Source organism: Paracoccus sp. MBLB3053 (assembly GCF_031822435.1).
GTDB lineage: Bacteria > Pseudomonadota > Alphaproteobacteria > Rhodobacterales > Rhodobacteraceae > Paracoccus > Paracoccus aurantius.
Genome location: NZ_JAVQLW010000004.1, coordinates 245,489 through 264,933 on the forward strand (window position 1 = coordinate 245,489; position 19,445 = coordinate 264,933).

General features: G+C 63.0%; 18 protein-coding genes. 8 read left to right on the forward strand and 10 right to left on the reverse strand.

All coding sequences use genetic code 11. The features are described 5' to 3' along the window. The first annotated feature begins 38 nt into the window (after positions 1-38). The 5 genes from RGQ15_RS19755 to RGQ15_RS19775 are packed head-to-tail and all read left to right on the forward strand — an operon-like array spanning position 39 to position 3,833. Positions 39-977 (forward strand): hypothetical protein, encoded by a 939-nt coding sequence (locus tag RGQ15_RS19755; RefSeq protein ID WP_311162531.1) that lies wholly within the window; start codon positions 39-41, stop codon positions 975-977. Between the two features lie 10 nt (positions 978-987). Beyond that, entirely contained in the window at positions 988-1,314 is a 327-nt protein-coding gene (locus RGQ15_RS19760; protein WP_311162533.1) for a hypothetical protein, read from the forward strand. Positions 1,315-1,335: 21 nt separating this feature from the next. Further along, the gene (locus tag RGQ15_RS19765) at positions 1,336-2,280 is read left to right on the forward strand and encodes a hypothetical protein (protein WP_311162534.1); all 945 of its coding nucleotides are present in this window, start codon (positions 1,336-1,338) and stop codon (positions 2,278-2,280) included. Between the two features lie 13 nt (positions 2,281-2,293). After that, complete coding sequence (locus tag RGQ15_RS19770) at positions 2,294-2,611, forward strand: hypothetical protein (protein ID WP_311162535.1); 318 nt, start codon at positions 2,294-2,296, stop codon at positions 2,609-2,611. Positions 2,612-2,615: 4 nt separating this feature from the next. Next, complete coding sequence (locus RGQ15_RS19775) at positions 2,616-3,833, forward strand: DUF2235 domain-containing protein (RefSeq protein WP_311162536.1); 1,218 nt, start codon at positions 2,616-2,618, stop codon at positions 3,831-3,833. 126 nt (positions 3,834-3,959) lie between these two features. Here RGQ15_RS19775 and RGQ15_RS19780 read toward each other — a convergent pair whose 3' ends face one another. Then, a complete protein-coding gene (locus RGQ15_RS19780) occupies positions 3,960-4,892 on the reverse strand; it encodes an autotransporter outer membrane beta-barrel domain-containing protein (RefSeq protein WP_311162537.1) in 933 nt (310 codons plus the stop codon). 372 nt (positions 4,893-5,264) lie between these two features. Here RGQ15_RS19780 and RGQ15_RS22410 point away from each other — a divergent pair, with 372 nt between their 5' ends. Further along, the gene (locus RGQ15_RS22410) at positions 5,265-5,393 is read left to right on the forward strand and encodes a hypothetical protein (RefSeq protein WP_409201362.1); all 129 of its coding nucleotides are present in this window, start codon (positions 5,265-5,267) and stop codon (positions 5,391-5,393) included. 366 nt (positions 5,394-5,759) lie between these two features. Here the strand turns inward: RGQ15_RS22410 and ppk2 are convergent, their stop codons facing one another. The 9 genes from ppk2 to RGQ15_RS19830 all read right to left on the reverse strand — a co-directional run bounded on the left by ppk2 (position 5,760) and on the right by RGQ15_RS19830 (position 16,182). Next, positions 5,760-6,608 (reverse strand): polyphosphate kinase 2, encoded by an 849-nt coding sequence (gene ppk2, locus RGQ15_RS19790; RefSeq protein ID WP_311162539.1) that lies wholly within the window; start codon positions 6,606-6,608, stop codon positions 5,760-5,762. Between the two features lie 20 nt (positions 6,609-6,628). After that, positions 6,629-8,395 carry a SulP family inorganic anion transporter gene (locus RGQ15_RS19795; RefSeq protein WP_311162540.1) on the reverse strand — a complete coding sequence of 589 codons (1,767 nt, stop codon included), beginning with the start codon at positions 8,393-8,395 and terminating at the stop codon, positions 6,629-6,631. A 273-nt stretch (positions 8,396-8,668) separates the two neighbouring features. After that, positions 8,669-9,139 carry a hypothetical protein gene (locus RGQ15_RS19800; protein ID WP_311162541.1) on the reverse strand — a complete coding sequence of 157 codons (471 nt, stop codon included), beginning with the start codon at positions 9,137-9,139 and terminating at the stop codon, positions 8,669-8,671. 473 nt (positions 9,140-9,612) lie between these two features. Next, a complete protein-coding gene (locus RGQ15_RS19805) occupies positions 9,613-9,954 on the reverse strand; it encodes a hypothetical protein (RefSeq protein ID WP_311162543.1) in 342 nt (113 codons plus the stop codon). A gap of 529 nt (positions 9,955-10,483) precedes the next feature. Then, entirely contained in the window at positions 10,484-11,566 is a 1,083-nt protein-coding gene (locus RGQ15_RS19810) for an AI-2E family transporter (RefSeq protein WP_311162545.1), read from the reverse strand. Between the two features lie 40 nt (positions 11,567-11,606). Continuing rightward, on the reverse strand, positions 11,607-12,710 hold the full coding sequence (locus tag RGQ15_RS19815; RefSeq protein WP_311162547.1) for a porin family protein: 1,104 nt from the start codon (positions 12,708-12,710) through the stop codon (positions 11,607-11,609). 22 nt (positions 12,711-12,732) lie between these two features. Beyond that, positions 12,733-13,962, reverse strand: coding sequence for an HlyD family secretion protein (locus RGQ15_RS19820; protein ID WP_311162548.1), 1,230 nt, complete (start codon positions 13,960-13,962; stop codon positions 12,733-12,735). Further along, a complete protein-coding gene (locus RGQ15_RS19825; protein ID WP_311162550.1) occupies positions 13,955-14,392 on the reverse strand; it encodes a hypothetical protein in 438 nt (145 codons plus the stop codon). Before RGQ15_RS19825 ends, RGQ15_RS19820 begins: the two co-directional genes overlap by 8 nt. Before the next feature lie 146 nt (positions 14,393-14,538). Then, positions 14,539-16,182 carry a hypothetical protein gene (locus RGQ15_RS19830; protein WP_311162551.1) on the reverse strand — a complete coding sequence of 548 codons (1,644 nt, stop codon included), beginning with the start codon at positions 16,180-16,182 and terminating at the stop codon, positions 14,539-14,541. Positions 16,183-16,353: 171 nt separating this feature from the next. Here RGQ15_RS19830 and RGQ15_RS19835 point away from each other — a divergent pair, with 171 nt between their 5' ends. Both RGQ15_RS19835 and RGQ15_RS19840 read left to right on the forward strand, forming a co-directional pair. Next, positions 16,354-16,608 carry a hypothetical protein gene (locus tag RGQ15_RS19835; RefSeq protein WP_311162553.1) on the forward strand — a complete coding sequence of 85 codons (255 nt, stop codon included), beginning with the start codon at positions 16,354-16,356 and terminating at the stop codon, positions 16,606-16,608. A 104-nt stretch (positions 16,609-16,712) separates the two neighbouring features. Beyond that, positions 16,713-19,445, forward strand: a complete 2,733-nt coding sequence (locus RGQ15_RS19840; protein ID WP_311162555.1) for an ornithine decarboxylase — start codon at positions 16,713-16,715, stop codon at positions 19,443-19,445.

The following is a 19,445-nucleotide window of genomic DNA, read 5'->3' on the forward strand; positions in this document are numbered from 1 at the left end:
CGGGGTTTACGGGCACTTCAATCGCCAGGAAACAGCCGATGAATTCTTCGGGTATTACCTCCACACAAACCGAGCAACCCGGCGAGAATACCGCAGGCCTCGCCAGCCTAATCGGCCCGGCCTTGAAGCGGGTCGATGTCGCGCAGGTTCTGGCACGGTCCGGCTTGGCGGGCAGTATCGGCGTCGGTCGAATCGAACTCGGTCGCGCCACCATTGACCGGGTCGATATCGAGAACGTCCATGCGACGCTGACTGCCGGTCAGACGCGGCTCCAGCAAGTGAGCGGGGTGCTGCGCATAATCGTCGAGCTGCGGTTTCGCGTCTTCGGCATTGGCCGCTCGCGTTCCGGAGAGCTCAGCTTTCCATTCTCCATCGGTGAAGTCATCGTCCCGCAACTGAACGATATCGCGGTGGACGTTCCCTCTGCCTCGCTGTCGGATGCAGGGATCGACGTGCAGCCGGTGGCCGATCTCGACCTCGGCGCAGGTCAGTTCAGCGGCCTGCGGATCGATGGCACGCAATTGCCTGCGGCCGGCTTCGGACTCGACGGGATCGGTCTGGGCGCTGTGCGGATGCGCGATCTCGCCGTCCCGGCAACCTTTACCGAAGCGCTTTCCATCGAACGCTTCGCGCCCGACCAACCGCTGCGGCTGCCGGGCACCGTCGTGACCGGTGTGCAGCTTCCCGATGTCGACGTGCCCGCCATATCTTCCAGCGCCCCGATCCACATCCCGAACATCACACCCACGAACCTCCAGCAGAGCATTGGCTTCGACCTCATCATCCTGAGCGTCCGCCTGTTCGTGCGCCCGGTGATCGACATCCGCATGTCATCGCTGACCATCAGCGACATTGACGCGAACTCGTCGATAGGCCGGATCGCGATCGAGAACATCAGGGCACCCGTGACCCTTCACAACCTGCGTCTGGGCGAGCTTGAGCTTCGCGAGGTCACCATCAACGAGATCAGCATCTGAGGAGGCATGGATGCCGGACGATGCCAAGGATGCAATCCAGGACGCCACGGAGGCCGAGGCACGGTTCCAGGCGCTCTGGACGGCCGCGAACGAAAGCCCGGTCCGCTACCTTGAAACCGGCGAGGATGAGGAGATCGACACCGCGGGCGCGTTCGGCGCATGGATTCGCGAGATCGCCGATGCCTGCCGTGAAGGCGGGCTGATCGATGAGGCGGATCACGCCGAGATGCAGCAATGCGGCGATACCGTTGCGAAAATCCTGGGGAAAGTCTCGCCTGAGGCGCTGCGCGCCCGGCTGACCTCCCTTGGACCCGAGGACCCGATTTCCATCGACTAGCAGCAAATGGGAGAAACGCCCATGCCCGACCCGCAGACCTTGACCGCTCGCCTCCTCGACCCGCAGCTGCTCGAACAACTCGGGGCTGCCTTGCGTCGGCGGATCAGCGTCAACAGCATCGCGGCAGCTGCCGGCCGGGCCGCCTCGGTCGAAATCGACCGGATCGAGGTCGGCGAGGCCAGCATCGAGAAAGTGGCGATCGAACACTTTTCCTCTCGGGTCACTTGCGGCGCGGCCCTGCTCCGGAACGTGCGCGCCATTCTCGAGCTGCATTTCGAGGTGCAGTGGAGCTACGATCTCAAGTGGTTCGGAAGTGATCAGGGCGTGAAGGCACTCGGCTCGAAGGCCAAGACCATCCCGCTGCACGACATCCGGATCCCGCTATTGCGGGACATCGAGCTGGAGGTCCCGAGCGTCGATGTCTCTGACGTTTCGGCCAGCGTCCAGCCCGTGTCTGACGTTGCGCTCGGTGCGGCCGGATTCACCGATCTTGCGATCGAGCAGACCCGCCTGCCGGCCAGCGGTTTCCGTGTCTCGGGCCTCGGTTTCGCCTCCTTCGAGGTCGCGCGCTTCGCGGCTCCCGACGCCGACAGCGCGAGGCTCGCGATCGACCGGTTCAGTCCCGAGGCGCCGCTTCGTTTGCCCGACGTGGCAGTCGGGAATATCGAGATCCCGGAGGTTGCAATCCCGGATGTGGGTTCCCCCGAGCCGGTGACGCTGATGGATATCGAGCCCGAAACATTCGAGGCGCCGGTGTTCAAGATCGGTGAGTTCTTCAAGGCGATCTTCATCGCCAAACCGGTGCTGCACCTGCAAATCGGCGAGCTGGTGCTGAGCGATCTCCGTGCGAAGGCCTCAATCGGCGCAGTGCGGGTCGAGGGGCTCAGCACACCGGTCAGCGTGGAGGGCCTGCGCCTGAGCGGGCTGACGCTTGACCAGGTCTCAGCCGAGGGGATCAGAGTCTGAGGGAGGAAAAGCCATGTCCGAACAGGCACCCGGAACAAGGACCGCGAACCAGCGCTTCGACGCGCTTTGGGAAGAGATCGGCGCAAAGCGTCTCATCATCGGCGACGAGGATGAGGGTGTCGAGATCCGCGTCGACGCCGACCTGTCCATCTTCGGCATCCTCGACCGGCTGAAGGAAGCGGCGAACCGCGAACACGAGAAGGGAGAGATCAGCAAGGACGAGCAGAAGATCGTCACCGAAGCGCTGGAACAGACGGCAAGCAAGCTTTCAGGCGGCATCTACGACAAGCTGAACGATCATTTCGCGAAGCTCCTCGGCAAACGGTCCTGATGACATGCCGAAGAACTTGGTGATTGGCTGCGACGGCACGTGGAACGATCCTGAGGACGAAACCAACATCCATTGGCTGACGAGCGAGGCCGTAAAAGACGCGCGCCAGCTCGTCTATTACGACAAGGGTGTGGGGACCGCCGGCGACCTCGATGCGAAGATCGGCGGAAACTTCGGCATCGGCTTGTCGGAAAACGTGCGGCAGGCCTATGCCTTCCTTCTGAAGAACTACGAGCCCGGTGACGCCGTTTTCCTGTTCGGGTTTTCCCGTGGCGCTTTCACCGTGCGCTCGATGGCCGGCTTCATGCGCCTTGTGGGCCGACTCCGCTCGCCCGAGTTGATCGAACAGGCCTACATCTACTATCGGGTTCACGAGCCCGGCGAGGACGACAGCTTCTTCGAACGGATCCTTCGCCCTGAGGTCGGCGCGCCGATGCCGATACGTTTTCTGGGCGTGTTCGATACCGTCGGCTCGCTGGGCCTGCCTTTCGAGATCTCTGGGCGCGCGCCGGATCTTCGCAGGACGCCCTGGGCGCGCGCGGGTAGCCTCGTCACCCGCTGGCTTGACGAGCTCGGCGACCGGGTGCGTCGGCCGATCAAGGGCTTCCATGACACCCGGCTTGGCGATCAGGTCGAGGAAGCCGCGCAGGCGCTGGCGATGGACGAGCGTCGCGGCTTCTTTACCCCCACCCTTTGGACGGAAGCGCCCGGCGAGGCGCTCAAATGCGATCCGACGGGCAGGTTTCTTCAGGTTCCCCAGGCGGTCAGTCAGGTCTGGTTCGCGGGCAGTCACATCGACGTCGGGGGCGGCGATACCGCCATCGCACGATCAGGTCGTCTCAGCAACATTCCGCTGCTCTGGCTCGCCGAGCGGGCGGAGGCAGCGGGCATGCGCTTCCGCGCGGGATTTCTTGAACAGCTGAGAGAATGGCGGGACAGCCTTGCCACCGCCGCGCAGAACGACCCCTGGTCCGAGCGATGGGAACGGCTGCATCGCCAGACCGGCGTCAGGTGGGCCGACAGGCCGATCGGCAATGCAAGCCGGCGCGCCGCCGACCCGACCGGAATGCATTGGCCGCTGGTGGCGACGCCCGAGACGATCCACTCATCATTGACAAAGCGTCGTGGCCAGATGGTTACCATCCTGGGCGAAGGCGGCGTCCGGCGCTCCGAGCTCTACGAGCCCGAGAACCTCGTGCCCGAAATGATCGAAACCGCATAGCCTCGCCTGGGGTCAGAACCCATTCTTCTTGGCCCCGCAGCGCGGTTTACGGCTCGAGAATACAAACGCCGCAACCAAGAACAAATCCCGACCCTGACGGGCATCGACAGGTCAGTTCATTTCAGATCAGAAGCTGACCGCAAGCCCTACGCCCCAGCCATTCAGCTTTTCGCCCATGGTGTAGCGAAAGACCATGCGGCCTTCTTCGATAAGCGGTATCTTCGTCTTCTGGGTGTTGATCTCAAGTCCGACGCCAATCTGGGCCAGCCAATCAGTGCGGAGGACTTCCCCCTGATCCCCGGCAAGATAGGATGCGGAGAATTCATAGACCGTTCGCATCGGGCTTCCAAACGCCTGCATCGAGTTCGGCACGCGGAGCCGTGACCACAAAGCAAGCGTTCTTGCCGATGCGGACCCGACCACATCCTTGTCGCCGCCGATGGGTTCAAGATGAATATCGGTATAGCGAAGGACGGCATCTGCCTCGGAACCCGAAGCCCAGGATTCATTGTAGACAAGCGCAAGTGCTCCGCCGTAACCGCCAACGGTCAAGCCGCCATCCTTGATGAAGGCGGTGTCATAGTTGCCAAGGTGTTCAGCTATGAACTGCGCAACGTATTGGGTGTCGCTGAAAACCTGGCCGATGGTCAGGTTCAGGATTGGTCGGAATGTCAAGGTGTCCGTCAGCGCGAAATCCCAGCCGACGCCACCGGTTGCAGCGAAACCTGTCCATTTCGGGCGGAGCCGCGCGCTTTCCGCATCTTCTGTGATCAACAGGTCGGGATTGTAGCGATTATATCCAATCGATCCCTCCAGGTAGAGAGGCAGCTCATCGCTCCAAGTGAACCCGCCGCTGACTTGCCATGTTTCAAACTTCGATCTGGAACCTCGGGCGATATCGCCCTTGAGCTGCAGCGCACTGGACGCAGAATCCGGAATGGCGGAAATGCCAAGCAGGGAAAGAACGCCCTCGGCCTGACTTTCGATCGAGTAACTTAGAACGTTGCTGACTGACAGTGCATGCAAGGGGTCCGCGGCCGCGAAGCTGAGGCCTATCATCGAGACTGTCGCATATGCGCTGCTGCGCCTTGAATAGCGGCCAGAGTTACGTCTTTGGTCCCGTTGCCTTACCGATTGGTGCGTGTCATTTGCCACAGGCGGCTCCCCTGCCTCGTCGAACAGTTCTTCGCTAAATTGCGCGCGTAATTCGGCTCATTCGCGAGACAGGGCTCTTGGTCAAGGGCCGAGAGATGAAATCCCACCCGATCGACTTCTGCCAACGGTGATGAAGGCATGACTGTTGCTTTTTGGTCGAAACGGCCGAGACGATATGCTGGCCCAACTCGTCACTTGCAATCATTCCCGCTCTCCACTCGTGGCCTGGCTGCGGAAATCCGCGGATGGTCAGCATGCGCGGAACTGGCGGGACGCATGCTGTTTGAAGGCCGCTATTCGCGCAGCCAAATTCAGGACAGCCAGGGCCTTTCCCACAAAGGCGTATTCCACGGCCTCGACACCGCGCCACTTCCTGCGGCGGTGGATTACTTCAGCCTTGAATAGGCCGCTGATCGTCTCTGCCAAGGCATTGTCGTAGCCTTCCCCAACGCTCCCCACCTAGGCTTCGATTCAAGCCTTGGCCATGGTGATGGTCGTCATCATTGATGTGCCCGCCGTTCTGTTCCGACGCAGCCATCATGGCATACGAGATGCCGTAGGGTGGGGGCATCCACCGCATCAGTTCACTTCGACATGGGACGTGTTCTGATGAGCGAGCGCGAGCTGCAGCGGAGCGTGGTGCTGGCCCGGGTTCTGGCTCGCCTCGTGCGCACGGCGATGCCGGGGCACTTCCACGGGGATGAGCCCTTGCCTCGCCGCACGGTTCCTTATGGAGCCCCCGCGCAACATCCATCCTTATCCCCCATTCGGTTACGTGGCAACGAGCCCTCCGGTCACGTCCGGCACGACATTCCGAAACGCGATCTCCTTGTCGAAGCCTTTCGGACGTGCCTGCCTCTTGCCGAAATCCGGCTTCTTGAACTTGACCTTCTCATAGGGGATCGATGCGAGAAGATGCGTGATCGCGTTGATCCTCGCCCGCTTCTTGTCACTCGACTCGATCATCCACCAGGGCGCGACTTCGGTATCGGTCATCCGGATCATCTCGGAATAGGCGGCGGTGTAATCCCACCAGCGGCGATAGGATTCCACGTCCATCGGGCTGAGCTTCCATTGCCGCACCGGGTCCTCGACCCTTTGGCGGAAGCGGCGTTCCTGCTCTTCCTCCGAGACGTCGAGGAAATACTTGAGCAGGATCACGCCAGAGCCGACCAGCCATGCCTCGAGCTGGGGCAAGCCTTCGAGAAAGCGCCCGACCTCGGCTTCCTCGGTAAAGCCCATCACCCGTTCGACGCCGGGGCGGTTGTACCAGCTGCGATCAAAGATCACGATCTCGCCGGCCGCAGGAAGCTGGGTGATGTAGCGCTGCATGAAGACCTGCGATTTCTCGCGATCGCTCGGGGCCGGCAGGGCCACGACGCGAAAGACGCGCGGGCTGACCTTTTCCGTGATGCGCTTGATCAGCCCGCCCTTGCCCGCCGCATCGCGCCCCTCGAAAATCACGACGATGCGCGCGCCGCTGTGCTTGACCCAGGCCTGCAGATGCGCCAGCTCGGCCTGAAGTCGGGCGATCTCTTTCTCGTAGGTCTTGCGATCGAGCTTCGCCGGTCGATCCGCCGCAGAGATCTCTGCGGAGTGATCCTTGTGCTTCTTGCCCATGACCTTCCCCCTTTTTCCGATCATGTCCGCGACGGGCGGGTATCTTCCTGTAGCGTTCCGGGCGGTGCGGCCTGAAAGGCGCGCAGCGCGTCGTCGAGATCGTCGAAGATCATCTCGCGCCCGATCGCGGCATTGAACCCGCTGCGTTCGAGCAGGGCCGAGACATTGGACTGCACCTCGCTCAGCCCCATGCGGATGCCGAGGCCTTCGAGATCGCGCCGAAGATTCTCGAGCATCTCGACCGCGGTGCTGTCGATCTGGGTGATGGCCGAGGCGTCGATGACCAGCCAGCGCGTCTTGGGCGCGTGCCCCGCAATGACCCCGCGCAGCTGTTCATCGACGTGATCCGCGTTGAAGAACAGCATGTTGCCCTGCACGAAGCAGATGAGGAGGCCCGGAATTGGCTGCACTTCAAGCGAGCGGTGCAGCTTGTAGAACCCGCCGCGGCCGGGCATCTGGCCCAGAAGCGCGACCCTTGGCTGCGTCTCCTTGAAGATCACATAGACAAAGGTGGCGATGATCGCCACGACGACGCCTTGCAGCACGCCGAAGCTGATCGCACCGGCCATGGCGATCAGGGCAAAGCCGAATTCGACCCGGCTGATGCGCCAGATCTCGCGCAGCCCGTCAAGGTCGATGACGCTGAGCGCCGCCGCGATCAGGATTGCGCCCAGGGCCGGGATCGGGAGGATCCGCAGGTATTGGGCGAAGAACGCGACGGCCAAGGCCAGCACGACGGCAGCGGTCAGGCCGGCAAGCTGGGTCCTTCCGCCGACCGACAGGTTGACTGCCGTCCGCGAATCCGACGAAGTCACCGCAAAACCGCCCAGCAGGCTCGAGACGATGTTCGCCGCCCCGAAGCCGCGCAGCTCGGCATTCGGGTCGACATCCTCGCCGGTGCGGGCGGCAAAGCTGCGCGCCGTGATGATGCCCGCGCCAAAGCTGACGACAAAGATCGCGGCCGAGCCCAAGAACAGCTGCGTCAAGGGCAGCCCGGCAATCCGCGGCAACCCAGGCGAAGGCAGCCCGGTCGGCAGGTTGCCGACGACCCTGATCCCGCGGGCCTCGAAATTGAAGATCGCGGACAGCGCGGCCCCCAGCACCACGACGATCACCGGGCCCGGGATGCCGACCGGGCGGATCCGGACAAGCTGCAGGATCGCGAACATGGCAAGCGCGAGCACGAGCGACGGCCAGTGGATGTCGGATGCATTCCGCGCCAGCTCAACCAACGGCCCGATCAAACCCTCGGCCTCGATCTTGAGGCCGGTCACCCGGCCGATCTGGCCGACCATGATCGAGATCGCCACGCCGATGAAGAAGCCGGCAAGGATCGGCCGCGACAGCAGGCTGGCGATATTTCCCAGCCTGAAGGCACTGGCGGCGAAGCAGATGAGCCCGACGCCCAGCGACAGAAGCGACGCGGCCCCGACGAGATCGGCCGGGGACAGGCCGGGCATCTGCTGCAGGATCGTCGCAAGCACGCCCGCCAGAACCGCCATGGTCGCGGCATCCGGCCCGACGATGAGCCGGCGCGAGGGCCCCAGAAGCGCATAGCCGATGACCGATCCGATGCTGGCATAGATCCCGGTCTCGGCGGGAAGGCCGGCGATGGCAGGATAGGCAATCGCGCTGGGAATCCCCACGGCAGCAATGGCAAGACCGGCCGAAACATCCGATTTCAGCCAGGCGGAGCGATAGCCGCGCAGGCTCGGAAGCAGCCGGAACCACGATGGTCTGAGAGGCCCTTGTCGCTCTGGAGACGATGTTGGAGGGATGAACGCCACGGAATGACACCTCGCCCTGCCGCCCGACCAAGATCCTCCCGCTCGGGGAGCGGTCTCCGGATGGGCACGCTGTTCAGCAACAGGATTGTCGCTTGGAATTCATGGTCTTGTCGTCCAAAGTCTTTCAGCATCCGCGTAGCGCGCGAAAGCCCTGTCCGCCTCACGGCCTCTGCCTCGTCCCGCTTGGTGCGGCCATTCGGCATCGCCGAATTGGCGTCAAGCAGACGCAAAGCTCGTCGTCGGCGGGCATGCCCTCGTCCCGCCGGCACGGGATCACACGGCCTTCGGCGCCCAGTCCAGGAAGAAGCCGACATCCCCGGGCATCCCGTCCGGGAAATTGATGATCATCGCCTTCATCTTGTAGCCCTTGGGCTGCAGGTTTTCCTTGAACCGGTCGTAGAAGGCCCTCGCCTTGCCCTGCAGCGTCTCGGGCCAGTCGCGATCATTGTTGTTGATCGCCCGGCCGTGATCGGTGCACAGCTTCGAGGGGAAGCTGTAGACCAGGGCCTCGAACTGGCCCTTCTCGACCGCGTTCATCACCAGTTGGCGGATCATCGCGCGCTCGCGGTCGCTGACCTCGCCTTGCAGGAACTCCTCGGCCGCCTTGGCGTGCTGCTGACGCTCAGCCTCGCGCAGTTTCGCGCGACGCTCCATCTCCTCCATCTGCTTTTCGAGCTGGATCATGCGCAACTCGTCGGCGCTGGGGGTGGGGGCGTCGGGATCGCGGTTGTTCTTAATCACCATGGTCCGTCTCCTCGGGGCAGGAAATTGCAATTGACCCAGCCTCCTGCAGGGCGCCGGACGGCCTTGCCGTCAAAGGTAGCATATCCGGACAAAAGGTAAGGTAGTTTACAGTAATTAACATCCATATGCCGAAGGCGAGGGGTTGACGCGGTCTGGTTTCATGGCTTGCCGCAAGCATCGGCCCTGCCCGCGGCAGCGCCTGTCATCCAGCGCGTCCTGGTCTTGCGGCGTGACACGACGCCTTGAACCAAGGCCGAACCCACCGTGGCACAGCAGCTAATCCGGGCATACCGGTCGGCATGATCCTTGCCCCGATGCTGTCAACGCGCCGGATAAATTCGCGAAATCGTCGAACGGCAGGCCCTTCCCGGCAGCCTGTCAGAACCGGCGATGCCGACGCAGAGAAGGTCCGGTCAGACGCTCTGGATCGACTGCGGCTGTCACATCATCGACTGAGCCGGGATCGGGGCGGATCATTGCGACAGATCGAAGGCCTGACCGGAAGCGCGCAGATCGTCCAATGTCTTGTCGCGGCAGGACCCGACCCGCTCGCCATCAAGATGCTCGGCGACACCCGCGACCGAGATCACGCCCGCCTGCCGATCGGGAGTCAGGTAGATCGCCTTGCCGTCCGGTCCGAGCTGCGAAAAGTAATAGGCATTGGTGATATGCTCATGCTCGCAATAGATGACGACGGGAAAATCGCGAAAGGTCGGATCGGCCGCGGCCGGAGATCCGACCAACCCAAAGCCGGTCATGCAGGACAGCGCGGCGATCATCGCAGCGGATGGCAGGCGGGGAATCCTGGGGAACAAGGCTCTCTCCTTTTCGAGGCAGGTGATCGCATGCGCGCGTCTATCGGTCTTCGCCGGACCCAGCTGAGTCGCCCCGGGCGGGACCGGTTCTCCGATCACAGGATATCCCAGATTGGGGCGTGCAAGCACCTGAATGTTCCGCTTTCTTCCCTCATCTGTCCAGGGCAGGAAAAGGGCGGCGCGGCCCGCAAGCTCCCTGTGCGCCGGGCGCGCAGGCGGCGGCAGCGCCAGAAATGCAGGCGGCAATCGGCGTCAAGGGTATCCTGGCCGCAGATAAGCTCGACCCGCGTCTCGGGCCGGCCGCGCTTTTTCCGGACCCGCTTTGACCCCGATCCCGGCTCGGTCCATGTCCCGACCCATGACAGCGGCAAGGCCTATTCGACCCCCGCCCCCTCGGGGCAGCGCGGCGATATCATTATCAATCGCGACCGGGTGAGCATCGGTGTCAGCTACCGCTATAGGCTGGATCGGGGCGATGTCCGGCCAGCGCGCCGCGCCACGCGCGAAGGTCAGCGGGTCGGACATGTCCTCAATCCGCAGGAGGCGGGCCGGGCTCCGGGTAAAGGATCCAGGACTTGAGCAAGTCGTGGAACAGGGCCAGCACGACCGGCCCCAGGAACAATCCGATCAGGCCGAAGGACAGGGTGCCGCCGATCAACCCCAGGAAGATCACCAGCGATGGGGTTGAAAGGCCCCGCCCCATCAGCATGGGCTTCAGGAAATTGTCCATCACCGTCAGCGGCAGCAGCACCACAGTCAGCAAAAGCGCCTGAGGGCCGGTCATGGTCATCCAGGCCCAGACCAGAACCGGAAGGACCACCAATGCCGGGCCAATCTGCAGGATGCACAGGATCAGGACGACAAAGGCCAGCAGTCCCGCCCCGGCGACCCCGGCAAACTGCAGGACAAGGCTGATCAGGATGGTCTGCAGCAAGGCGATGCCCACCACGCCGCGCGAGACATTGCGGATTGTCTGGGTGGCGATCTGGATGAACTGCTCGCCGCGTGGAGCAAGGATGCGCGCGACAAGGCGGTGCGCCCAGACCGCCAGCCCCGGTGAGGGCACCAGCAACATGCCGGAAAGAATGATCGACAGGACGAAGAGCACCATCTCCAGCCCGACATGCGAAAGGACCGCAAGGAGCCGCCCGCCCATCAGCGCGATGCCGTCGCGATAGCGGCGCAGCAGGTCCTCGATATTGGCCGAGGACAGCTGCCACAATTCCTGCACCCGCTCGCCGACAAGGGGCAGCGCGGCCAGCCGCTGCGGCGGGTCGGGCAGATGCAGGGGGCCGCCATGCAGGCGCGCAAGCAGCGCATGGACCGTCTCGACGAGACTGCCCGCCAGCGCTGCGACCGGACCCAGCACCACCACGACCATCAGGATCGTCAGCAGCACCGCGGCCACCCGCCGCCTTCCCCCCAGCCGCGCGGCCAGCCATTCATGCACCGGCGCCAGAGCCACGGCCAGCACCACCGCCCAAACCAGAACTGGCAGGAAAGGCCGGATCAGCGCGAAGGAAAGGTAGAGAAACAGGCCAAGCAGCGCCAGCCGGATGACGAGATCGGTCACGCGCGTTTCAATCTGATCGGACCTGGGTGCCTCGCTCATGGCACCGCCCTCTTCCCGGGAAGGTTGCTGTCAAACAGGGTCAGAATTTCCACCGCGCACCCAGGATAAGCGCCGAGATATCCTGGTAATCCGCGCCGGTATCGTCGTCGAATTCGTATTCGCGATAGCCCAGATATGCGTCGATGCCGTAATCGTCGAAGGCCTGCACCGCCTGGATACCCCAGGACTTGGAATCCGAGCCCGAAATGACGTAGTCATTGCCTTCGAAATAGTCGATCGAGACTGCCGTGCTGCCCAGGGCGATCACGTCGCCGGTCCAGCCGAACTTGAAATAGCCGTAATTGCCGCTGTCATCGTCACCGTCGCCCATGGCGAGGGTCGCGTTCAGCCCGGTCGGGCGATGCACCACCGAGGTCGAGGCGATCAGTTGCTCGGTGTCGCCCTCATCCGCGTTTTTCCAGGCATAGCCGATCGCGGCATCTGCCTTGAACATCTCGCTTTCATAGCCGTAGCGGGCGGCGATGTCATAGTAATCGGCATCGTCATCCTCGGCGAGGATCTCTTGCCCGAAGGCGGCCGAGAACATGAAGCCGTTGAATTTCGGCGTGTCATAGCGGATGCGGAAGCGCCGCCCGCCGTCGAAATCCTTGAAGACATCGCCGATCGCAATTCCCGACAGCAGCTCGCCATCGCGGAATTCGTATCCGCCTGCCATGTCGGGCAGGTTCGCATATCCGGCAAGGCTGGTGCCGGAGTTGTCGATCTCGGCCACGCCATCGGTGGCCATGCTGCCCTGTCCGACCCAGACCGAGCCGAAATTGGCGATATAGACGGCCTCGAACTTGCGCAGGTCGGTGCGCTGCCAGTCGATCCAATCGGCATCCTCAAGCTGGCTGGTTTCGGAAGTGGTCTTGAAGCCGAGCCCGGTCTCGAAATTCATCCTGAGCTTGTTCTCGCCCATCGGCATATCGATCCAGAACCCCATGCGGCTGACCGAATTGCCGTTATCGACGACGTCATCGTTGCTTTCCTCGCCGTCGTCGACGTGCTGGTAGGTGAGGTTCAACTGGCCATAGAAGGTGGCCGTCGCGCCCGAGGGATGGGTGAAGGTCAGGTCCTGCGACCAGGCAGGGATCGCCGCGAGGCAAAGGCCGGGGGCGATGACAAGGATCTTGGTCTTCATCTGACTGTCTCCTGTTTCGGTATCAATGCCCTTTCAGGACAAGCGTCTGGATCGGCAGAAGCAGGGCCTGGATGCGCAGGATCAGCGCATGGACCAAGCCGACGGCGTCCACCGCATGCAGGGCGAAACGGCGGAAGGTGCCGATTTCCGGATCATCCAACTTGTCGTGGTTGCTGGTATAGGCGTTGGCGATGCAGGTCGCGCCCTGAGGCAGCCCATCCAGCGCGCCCTCGTAAAGCGGCTCCATGATCACGGTGATCGTGCCGCCGCCGGAGAGGCTCTGGATATCGACAAGCTGGTCGCTCGCCCGCACCTGGCCGCCGGCAATGACATCCTGCACCTCGGTCACCACCATCGGGATGATCTGCCAGGGCTTCGCGGCACAGGTGACTTCGCCGATCATGCCGGGTTTCATCACTTGGCTCTCGATCTGGCCGAAACCGGCGGCAAGGCCGGTAATTCGGCGCTGCGGCACCAGGACGCCCGCCGGGCGCAGCATCGGGTTCACCACGTCGCCAGGGCGCAGTGCGAATTGCTGCACGATGCCGTCAGTCCCGGCCACGACCAGGGTCTTGTCCAGTTCGACCTGCGCCTGCGCCAGGGCCGCTTCGGCGCTGGCCTTCTGGGCGGGCAGCTGGTGCTCGACCTGGGCCTCGAGGGCATCGCGCGCCGCGATCGCGGCATCGACCTGGCCTTGCTGCGTCGCGACCTGAACCTCGGCGCGTTCGACATCACGCCGGGCGACGGCTGTCGAGTTCTGCTGCAGAAGCGCATTGCGTGTGTCGTATTCATCCTGAGCCTGCGCAAGCATGCCCTTCGCCTGCGCGATCCGCCCCTCGGCCTCGCGGACCTGGATGCGGGCGACCGTCAGGCTGGCATCGATCTCGGCCAGCTTGCGGCGCGCCGTCTCGAGCGCGGCCTTCTGCTCGAAATCCTCGAGCCGGAACAGGGGATCGCCCTGTTCGACCTTCTGGTTGATGTCCACAAATGTCTCGGCGACACGGCCATTGGTCTGGGGCAGGATGGTGACGGTGCGAAAGACCGAAGTCGCCGCCTTGGTGGCGGGGTGGAAATAGAAGATCGCCGTAATCAGGCTGATGGTCAACAAAAGGCAAAGGACGATGCCCCAGCGGAGCTCGTACCAAACGGTGAACAGCGTAATCTCATGCCCGATCCGCTTGCCCTGCGCGAAGCGGCGGTACAGGTAATCCGGCAGGATCGTGACCGAAGAACATAGCAGCAACTCAAGCATGATCCTGCTCCGTCGCGCCGCGCTTTTCTGCAGGCGGCAGGGGATCAGGTTCCGGTGCGGGTGCGGGTGGGTTGCCCGCGATCCGCCCCAGGGATTCCGCCATCGAGGTCAGCGGCGTGGTGAAATCCGGGACCGGAATGAGCGCCAGCAGAAGCCCGGCGATCCAGAAGGCATGGTTATGGGTGAAAAGCGAGATCAGCGCCAGCACCGCAACAAGTTCGAGCTGGATCTTCTGGCCACGATGGGCCATGTGCTCGGGAAGTGCGTGGAGCTTGAAATAGAACACCCCCACGCCCACCACGGCAAGGATCAGGAATATCCCGGTCCCGATCAGGAACCAGTCGGTCTGCCCTGGCAGCGAGATGAAGGGCGGCAGATGTGCCACCGCCTCGGGATGCAGCAAGCTCTGGCTCTGGCTATCGGTCGCCATGATCTTCTCCGTTCCGGTTTCATAGGCCGGGCCGAAAGGCCGGGCTGGTTATGCAGGGCGGCTGGGACGGAACATTTCTGCCATTCTAACCGCGCAGGCGAGCCGAGCGGAGCGGCCCGGATGTAAGTCACTGTCAGCCGGGTTCATCAGGCCTTGCGGATGCCCCGGTCCCGCGCCCGCGTCCAGCTCGGGTCGATGCTTCCGATCGCCTGCGTGATCAGGGCGATCAGTTCGGGGTGAAGCTGGCGAAAGCTCAGATCCTCGGAAAGATGACCTCGCAGGGCGGGCGAAAGCCGCCCGGCCTCTTCAAGTGCGCGACGGGCCTCGTCCTTGCGCCCCAGCACTGAAAGTGCGGCGGCCATGGCAAGCCGGACCAGCGCGAGATGCGGCGCATTGATCGCTTCCAGCTTCTGCAGCGCGCGTTCGGGCCGGCCCTCGGCGAAATGATAGAGGAAAAGCCCCATGCGGTATTGCCCGCTCTGCTGCGGGTCGCGGATATAGGCCTCGCGTAGCAGAGGAACAGCGGCATCCCAGTTCATCCTCATGGCGTGACGAAAACCCATTTCGGCCAGGATCTCGGGACTGTTGGGATTAAGGGTGCGCGCGATCTGCAGGGTCGCGATGCTCTCCTCGGTCCGGCCGAGGAACCATTCGGCGATGGCGCGGGCGTGATAGGCGCGGCTGGAATTTGGGGCAAGGCGGATTGCGTGGCAGGCCAGCTCCAACGCGCGGCCCAGCGGGTCGGCGCAGCAATGGCTGACATCGATCCCGTAACGCGCGGCGTTTGAATAAAGCATCGACAGGCAGGCATGGGCGGCTACGAAATTCGGGTCCTCGGCGATCGAGGCCTCAAGGTCTTGCCGCAGCGGCTCGAACAGATTGCCGTCCAGCGAGCGCCAATAATCGTGGAAATGCTGTAGCTTGAGATAGCCCGCGAAATGTCGCCGCCCCTCGCCCGCCGCCTCGCGGGCCTGGCTGTCAAGAATGCCGTCCCGCAGCGCGAGGACGCGGGCGACATGGCCTGCGATCTCGGAGCAAAGGCCGGCAATGCGTGCGGGATTGCAGTTTTCGTCCAGCTCGCGTTCGAAATCCTGCACCCAGATATAGAGGCCATCCGCCTCGCGCTTCATCAGCACCTCGGCCCGCAGCGACCGCTTGGAGACCGTCACTGTACCGACCAGCCGGTAGTCGATGTGCAGCCGGGCCTTGCCCTCGACCGCACCTCGCGGGGCCTCGGAGGACTCCGGGCCATAGATGAAGATCTCGGTAAAGCGGGTCAATGCGGCTATTACCTGTCGGGTCAGGACCAGCGCCACGTCCTGGTTATGCACATCACCCTGCTGGTTGAAATTCTCGACAAGCACACGCGGCCCGTATTCATGAAGGGGGCGGCGCGAGGCGGGATCCGGCGCCGTAGCATCGTCCGTTATCTCGCTGGCCCTCACTTCGAGAAACTCGAAAAGCGGGACATATGCTCCCTTGGGTATCCGAATCCCCAATCCGCCACTCTGGTCCCGCAGGTAATAGTTTTCCAGCGCGCGGCGCAGTCGGGCGGCCTCGATGCGGACAATGGAGTCCTGCATCGGATCGAAATCTTCCGGCCTTCCGAAAACAGAGGTGGCGATATTGTAGGCCTTGATTCGGTCCGCCCGCCCCGCCAGGGTTTCGTCGACCACATAGCGCAGGAAACGGCGGTTGCGTTCCGAGGTTTCGAATTCGGGTGAAGCCAATACGCGATCGAGCGCATGCCGAATCTCGTGCTCGGTGGGTTGTCGGGCTTTCCCAATCATCGCCTCACCCATTCCTGTCGGATTATAAAACCGTCGGTCCGTCAGCCAGGAAACCCGTCAATCCCCTGCCTGTTAGTCACAGTAACTATTTGCATGCGGAATTGATTCGGGAAACTTTTCCAGATGTTACATCCTTGGATGCTCAGCGGAAGTTTTTTCTAGCGAGGCCTTATGCGCACGGTCGATCTGGTCATCGAGCGCTTTCCACAGCTTTCAACGGCTGTCAGGCAGCTATTCCTGCGCGACTCTGAATTCAGAGCTATCTGCGAAGATTTCTCACTCGCACTCGAATCGCTTCACCGTTTCGAAGCCCGCCCCGACGCGCCAATGCGCACCGAGGTCGACGATTACCGCAATCTCGTGCGCGAGCTCGAAGAGGAACTGCGCCGCCATATCGAAGCCGATCGCAAAGATTTACGGCGTTAACAGTAAGCTACATGCCAAGGATAGAGGCGGCTTTCTCGGCATTGCTATTATCAGGGTCAAGCCGCAACCGAAAGGTTGCCGCAAGCGCTGAAGGGGAGGCCGGAATGGACAAACCCACGACCGATTCCAGAATCAAAAGAGTCGACCACTTTTTCGCGTTTCCGGGGGCGCGAAATGATCGTTGGCGTTACCTGAATGCCGCCTGCGCTGACTGGGCGCGAAGCGGGGAAGGTGCGGCGCTTTCGGCATCGCTGCTTGACGATATCGAGGCTTATGAGGGGTTTTTTGCCTATCCCGGGCGATCCCTGCTCGCGACTTTGCGCCAACGGATCGAGGCCGGACAATCCGGCGCGGCCGCGGCACTGGCGCAACGGATCTCGGAATCGATCCTGACGCGGTCCTACAAGTCCGACCCCGCGGACTGGCAATCCGCCGAGGCCGCGGCCGAAACCCCGCCCGATCTCAACACCCCGACTTTGGCGCGCGCCGGCGGGCATCGGCCCTATTTCGAGGTCCTGGTCGTCGCCCCGGGCGCGGCCACGCGGGGCGAGAACATCACCCAGCAGATGCGCCGCCTGCGTCGCACCGAAGATGCCTTCATCTACGAGGCCGTCCCGGTCGGCAGCTTCGAAGAGGCGATCTGCGCCGTGATCCTGAACCCGGCAATCTCGGCGGTCACGATCTATGAAGGGTTCGCGCATGAAAGCGCTGCCGAACTGCCGGTGCTGCGCGATTTCCTGGCCTCGGCCCGGTTGGATGCGGCGTCCATCGCGGGGGCCGACCTGCCCTTGTCGCTGGCCGATGCGATCAAGCGCATCCGGCCGGAACTGGACCTTTACCTGCTTTCGGACCGCCATGTCGAACGCATCGCCGGCGACGCGCGGGCGAGCGGGCTGCGCCGCGTGCTTTACTCGGTCGAGGAATTGCTGGAGCTGCATCTGTGCATCCTCGAAGGCGTCGACGACCGCTTCCGCACGCCCTTCTTCGACAATCTCAAGAAATACGCGATGCGCCCGATCAGCACCTTCCACGCATTGCCGATCGCGCGCGGCAAGTCGGTGTTCAAGTCCGACTGGATCCGCGACATGGGCGAGTTCTACGGGCTGAACATCTTCCTTGCCGAATCCAGCGCGACGACCGGCGGGCTCGACAGCCTTTTGGAGCCCACGGGCAACATCAAGGAAGCGCAGGACATGGCGGCGCGGGCCTTCGGCGCGGATCATGTATTCTTCGTGACCAATGGCACCTCGACCTCGAACAAGATGGTGCATCAGGCCTTGGTCGCGCCGGGCGATATCGTGCTTCTCGACCGCAACTGCCACAAGTCGCACCATTATGGCCTCGTGCTGGCTGGCGGCCAGCCGCTTTACATCGACGCCTTCCCGATGACGGAATATTCGATGTATGGCGCGGTGCCGCTCGCGAGCATCAAGAAGGCGCTTCTGGACCTCAAGGCCGACGGGCGGCTTGACCGCGCCAAGATGGTCGACCTGACCAATTGCACCTTCGACGGCCATATCTACAACACCCGCCGGGTGATGGAGGAATGCCTCGCGATCAAGCCCGACCTGATCTTCCTATGGGACGAGGCCTGGTTCGGCTTTGCCCGCTGGTCGCCCTTCCTGCGGCCGCGCACCGCCATGGGCGCGGCCGAGGCCATCGCGGCCTGGATGGAGGACCCGGCCTCGGTCGAGGCCCACGAGGCCCAAGCGAAGGAGTTGGGCAAAAACCCGTCCGCGGCGAAGCTGATGGAAACCCGGCTGATCCCCGATCCGCGCCAGATCCGGCTGCGGGTCTACCAGACCAATTCGACGCACAAGTCGATGTCGGCGCTGCGGCAGGGCTCGATGCTGCTGGTCCGCGACGTCGATTTCGCCAGCGTCGAGGCGCAGTTCCACGAGGCGGTCTTCACCCATGCCTCGACCAGCCCGAACCAGCAGCTGATCGCCAGCCTCGACATTGCCCGCCGCCAGATGGAGCTGGAAGGCTACGGCCTCGTCGCCAATGCGATCGAGATCGCGCTGGACATCCGCAAGGAGGTCAATGCCCATCCGGTCATCTCGAAATATTTCCGCATCCTCGGCGCCGACCAGATGATCCCCGCCGAGTACCGCCAGACCGGCTTCACCGATTTCCTGACCCCCGGCACGGATTGGGAGGACCAGGTCCGTTCCATGCATGAAGACGAGTTCTGCCTTGACCCGACGCGGATGACGCTGGTCTGCGGCACGGCGGGCTATGACGGCACCCAGTTCAAGAAGCTGATGGCCGATGATTACGACATCCAGTTCAACAAGACCTCGCGCAACTCGGTCCTGCTGCAATCGAACATCAACAACACCCGCAGCGATGTCGCGAACCTGATCCGGGTGCTTCTGGAAATCAGCCGCAAGATCGAGGCCGATCTGGCCCGCGGCGGCGAGAATGGCCGCGCGGCTTTCGCGGCGCGGGTGAAGTCGCTGATGACCGACGTGCCCGACCTGCCGAATTTCAGCGAGTTCCACGAGGCCTTCCGCTGGGATGCCGGCAAGAAGACCCCCGAGGGCGACATGCGCTCGGCCTTCTACAGCGCCTATTACGCCGAGGGCTGCGAATATGTCCCTCTCGACAGTCCCGAGGTCGACAAGCGGCTGAAATCCGGCCCGGCGATGATCTCGGCCAATTTCGTGATCCCCTACCCGCCGGGCTTCCCGATCATGGTGCCCGGGCAGGTCATCACGAAGGAGACGATCGATTTCATGCGCAAGCTCGATGTCAAGGAAATCCACGGCTTCGAACGCGCCAAGGGGCTGAAGCTGATCCGTCCCGACCACGCCAAGGATCACATTCGCAAGTAA

Excerpts from the sequence above, each read along its gene's own strand:
- RGQ15_RS19810 (WP_311162545.1), bottom strand. The coding sequence starts at position 11,566 with ATGAGCGAGGCACCCAGGTCCGATCAGATTGAAACGCGCGTGACCGAT.
- RGQ15_RS19820 (WP_311162548.1), bottom strand. The coding sequence starts at position 13,962 with ATGCTTGAGTTGCTGCTATGTTCTTCGGTCACGATCCTGCCGGATTAC.
- RGQ15_RS22410 (WP_409201362.1), top strand. The coding sequence starts at position 5,265 with ATGCTGTTTGAAGGCCGCTATTCGCGCAGCCAAATTCAGGACAGCCAG.
- ppk2 (WP_311162539.1), bottom strand. The coding sequence starts at position 6,608 with ATGGGCAAGAAGCACAAGGATCACTCCGCAGAGATCTCTGCGGCGGAT.
- RGQ15_RS19830 (WP_311162551.1), bottom strand. The coding sequence starts at position 16,182 with ATGATTGGGAAAGCCCGACAACCCACCGAGCACGAGATTCGGCATGCG.
- RGQ15_RS19780 (WP_311162537.1), bottom strand. The coding sequence starts at position 4,892 with ATGATAGGCCTCAGCTTCGCGGCCGCGGACCCCTTGCATGCACTGTCA.
- RGQ15_RS19840 (WP_311162555.1), top strand. The coding sequence starts at position 16,713 with ATGGACAAACCCACGACCGATTCCAGAATCAAAAGAGTCGACCACTTT.
- RGQ15_RS19775 (WP_311162536.1), top strand. The coding sequence starts at position 2,616 with ATGCCGAAGAACTTGGTGATTGGCTGCGACGGCACGTGGAACGATCCT.
- RGQ15_RS19770 (WP_311162535.1), top strand. The coding sequence starts at position 2,294 with ATGTCCGAACAGGCACCCGGAACAAGGACCGCGAACCAGCGCTTCGAC.
- RGQ15_RS19825 (WP_311162550.1), bottom strand. The coding sequence starts at position 14,392 with ATGGCGACCGATAGCCAGAGCCAGAGCTTGCTGCATCCCGAGGCGGTG.
- RGQ15_RS19835 (WP_311162553.1), top strand. The coding sequence starts at position 16,354 with ATGCGCACGGTCGATCTGGTCATCGAGCGCTTTCCACAGCTTTCAACG.
- RGQ15_RS19760 (WP_311162533.1), top strand. The coding sequence starts at position 988 with ATGCCGGACGATGCCAAGGATGCAATCCAGGACGCCACGGAGGCCGAG.
- RGQ15_RS19755 (WP_311162531.1), top strand. The coding sequence starts at position 39 with ATGAATTCTTCGGGTATTACCTCCACACAAACCGAGCAACCCGGCGAG.
- RGQ15_RS19765 (WP_311162534.1), top strand. The coding sequence starts at position 1,336 with ATGCCCGACCCGCAGACCTTGACCGCTCGCCTCCTCGACCCGCAGCTG.
- RGQ15_RS19800 (WP_311162541.1), bottom strand. The coding sequence starts at position 9,139 with ATGGTGATTAAGAACAACCGCGATCCCGACGCCCCCACCCCCAGCGCC.
- RGQ15_RS19815 (WP_311162547.1), bottom strand. The coding sequence starts at position 12,710 with ATGAAGACCAAGATCCTTGTCATCGCCCCCGGCCTTTGCCTCGCGGCG.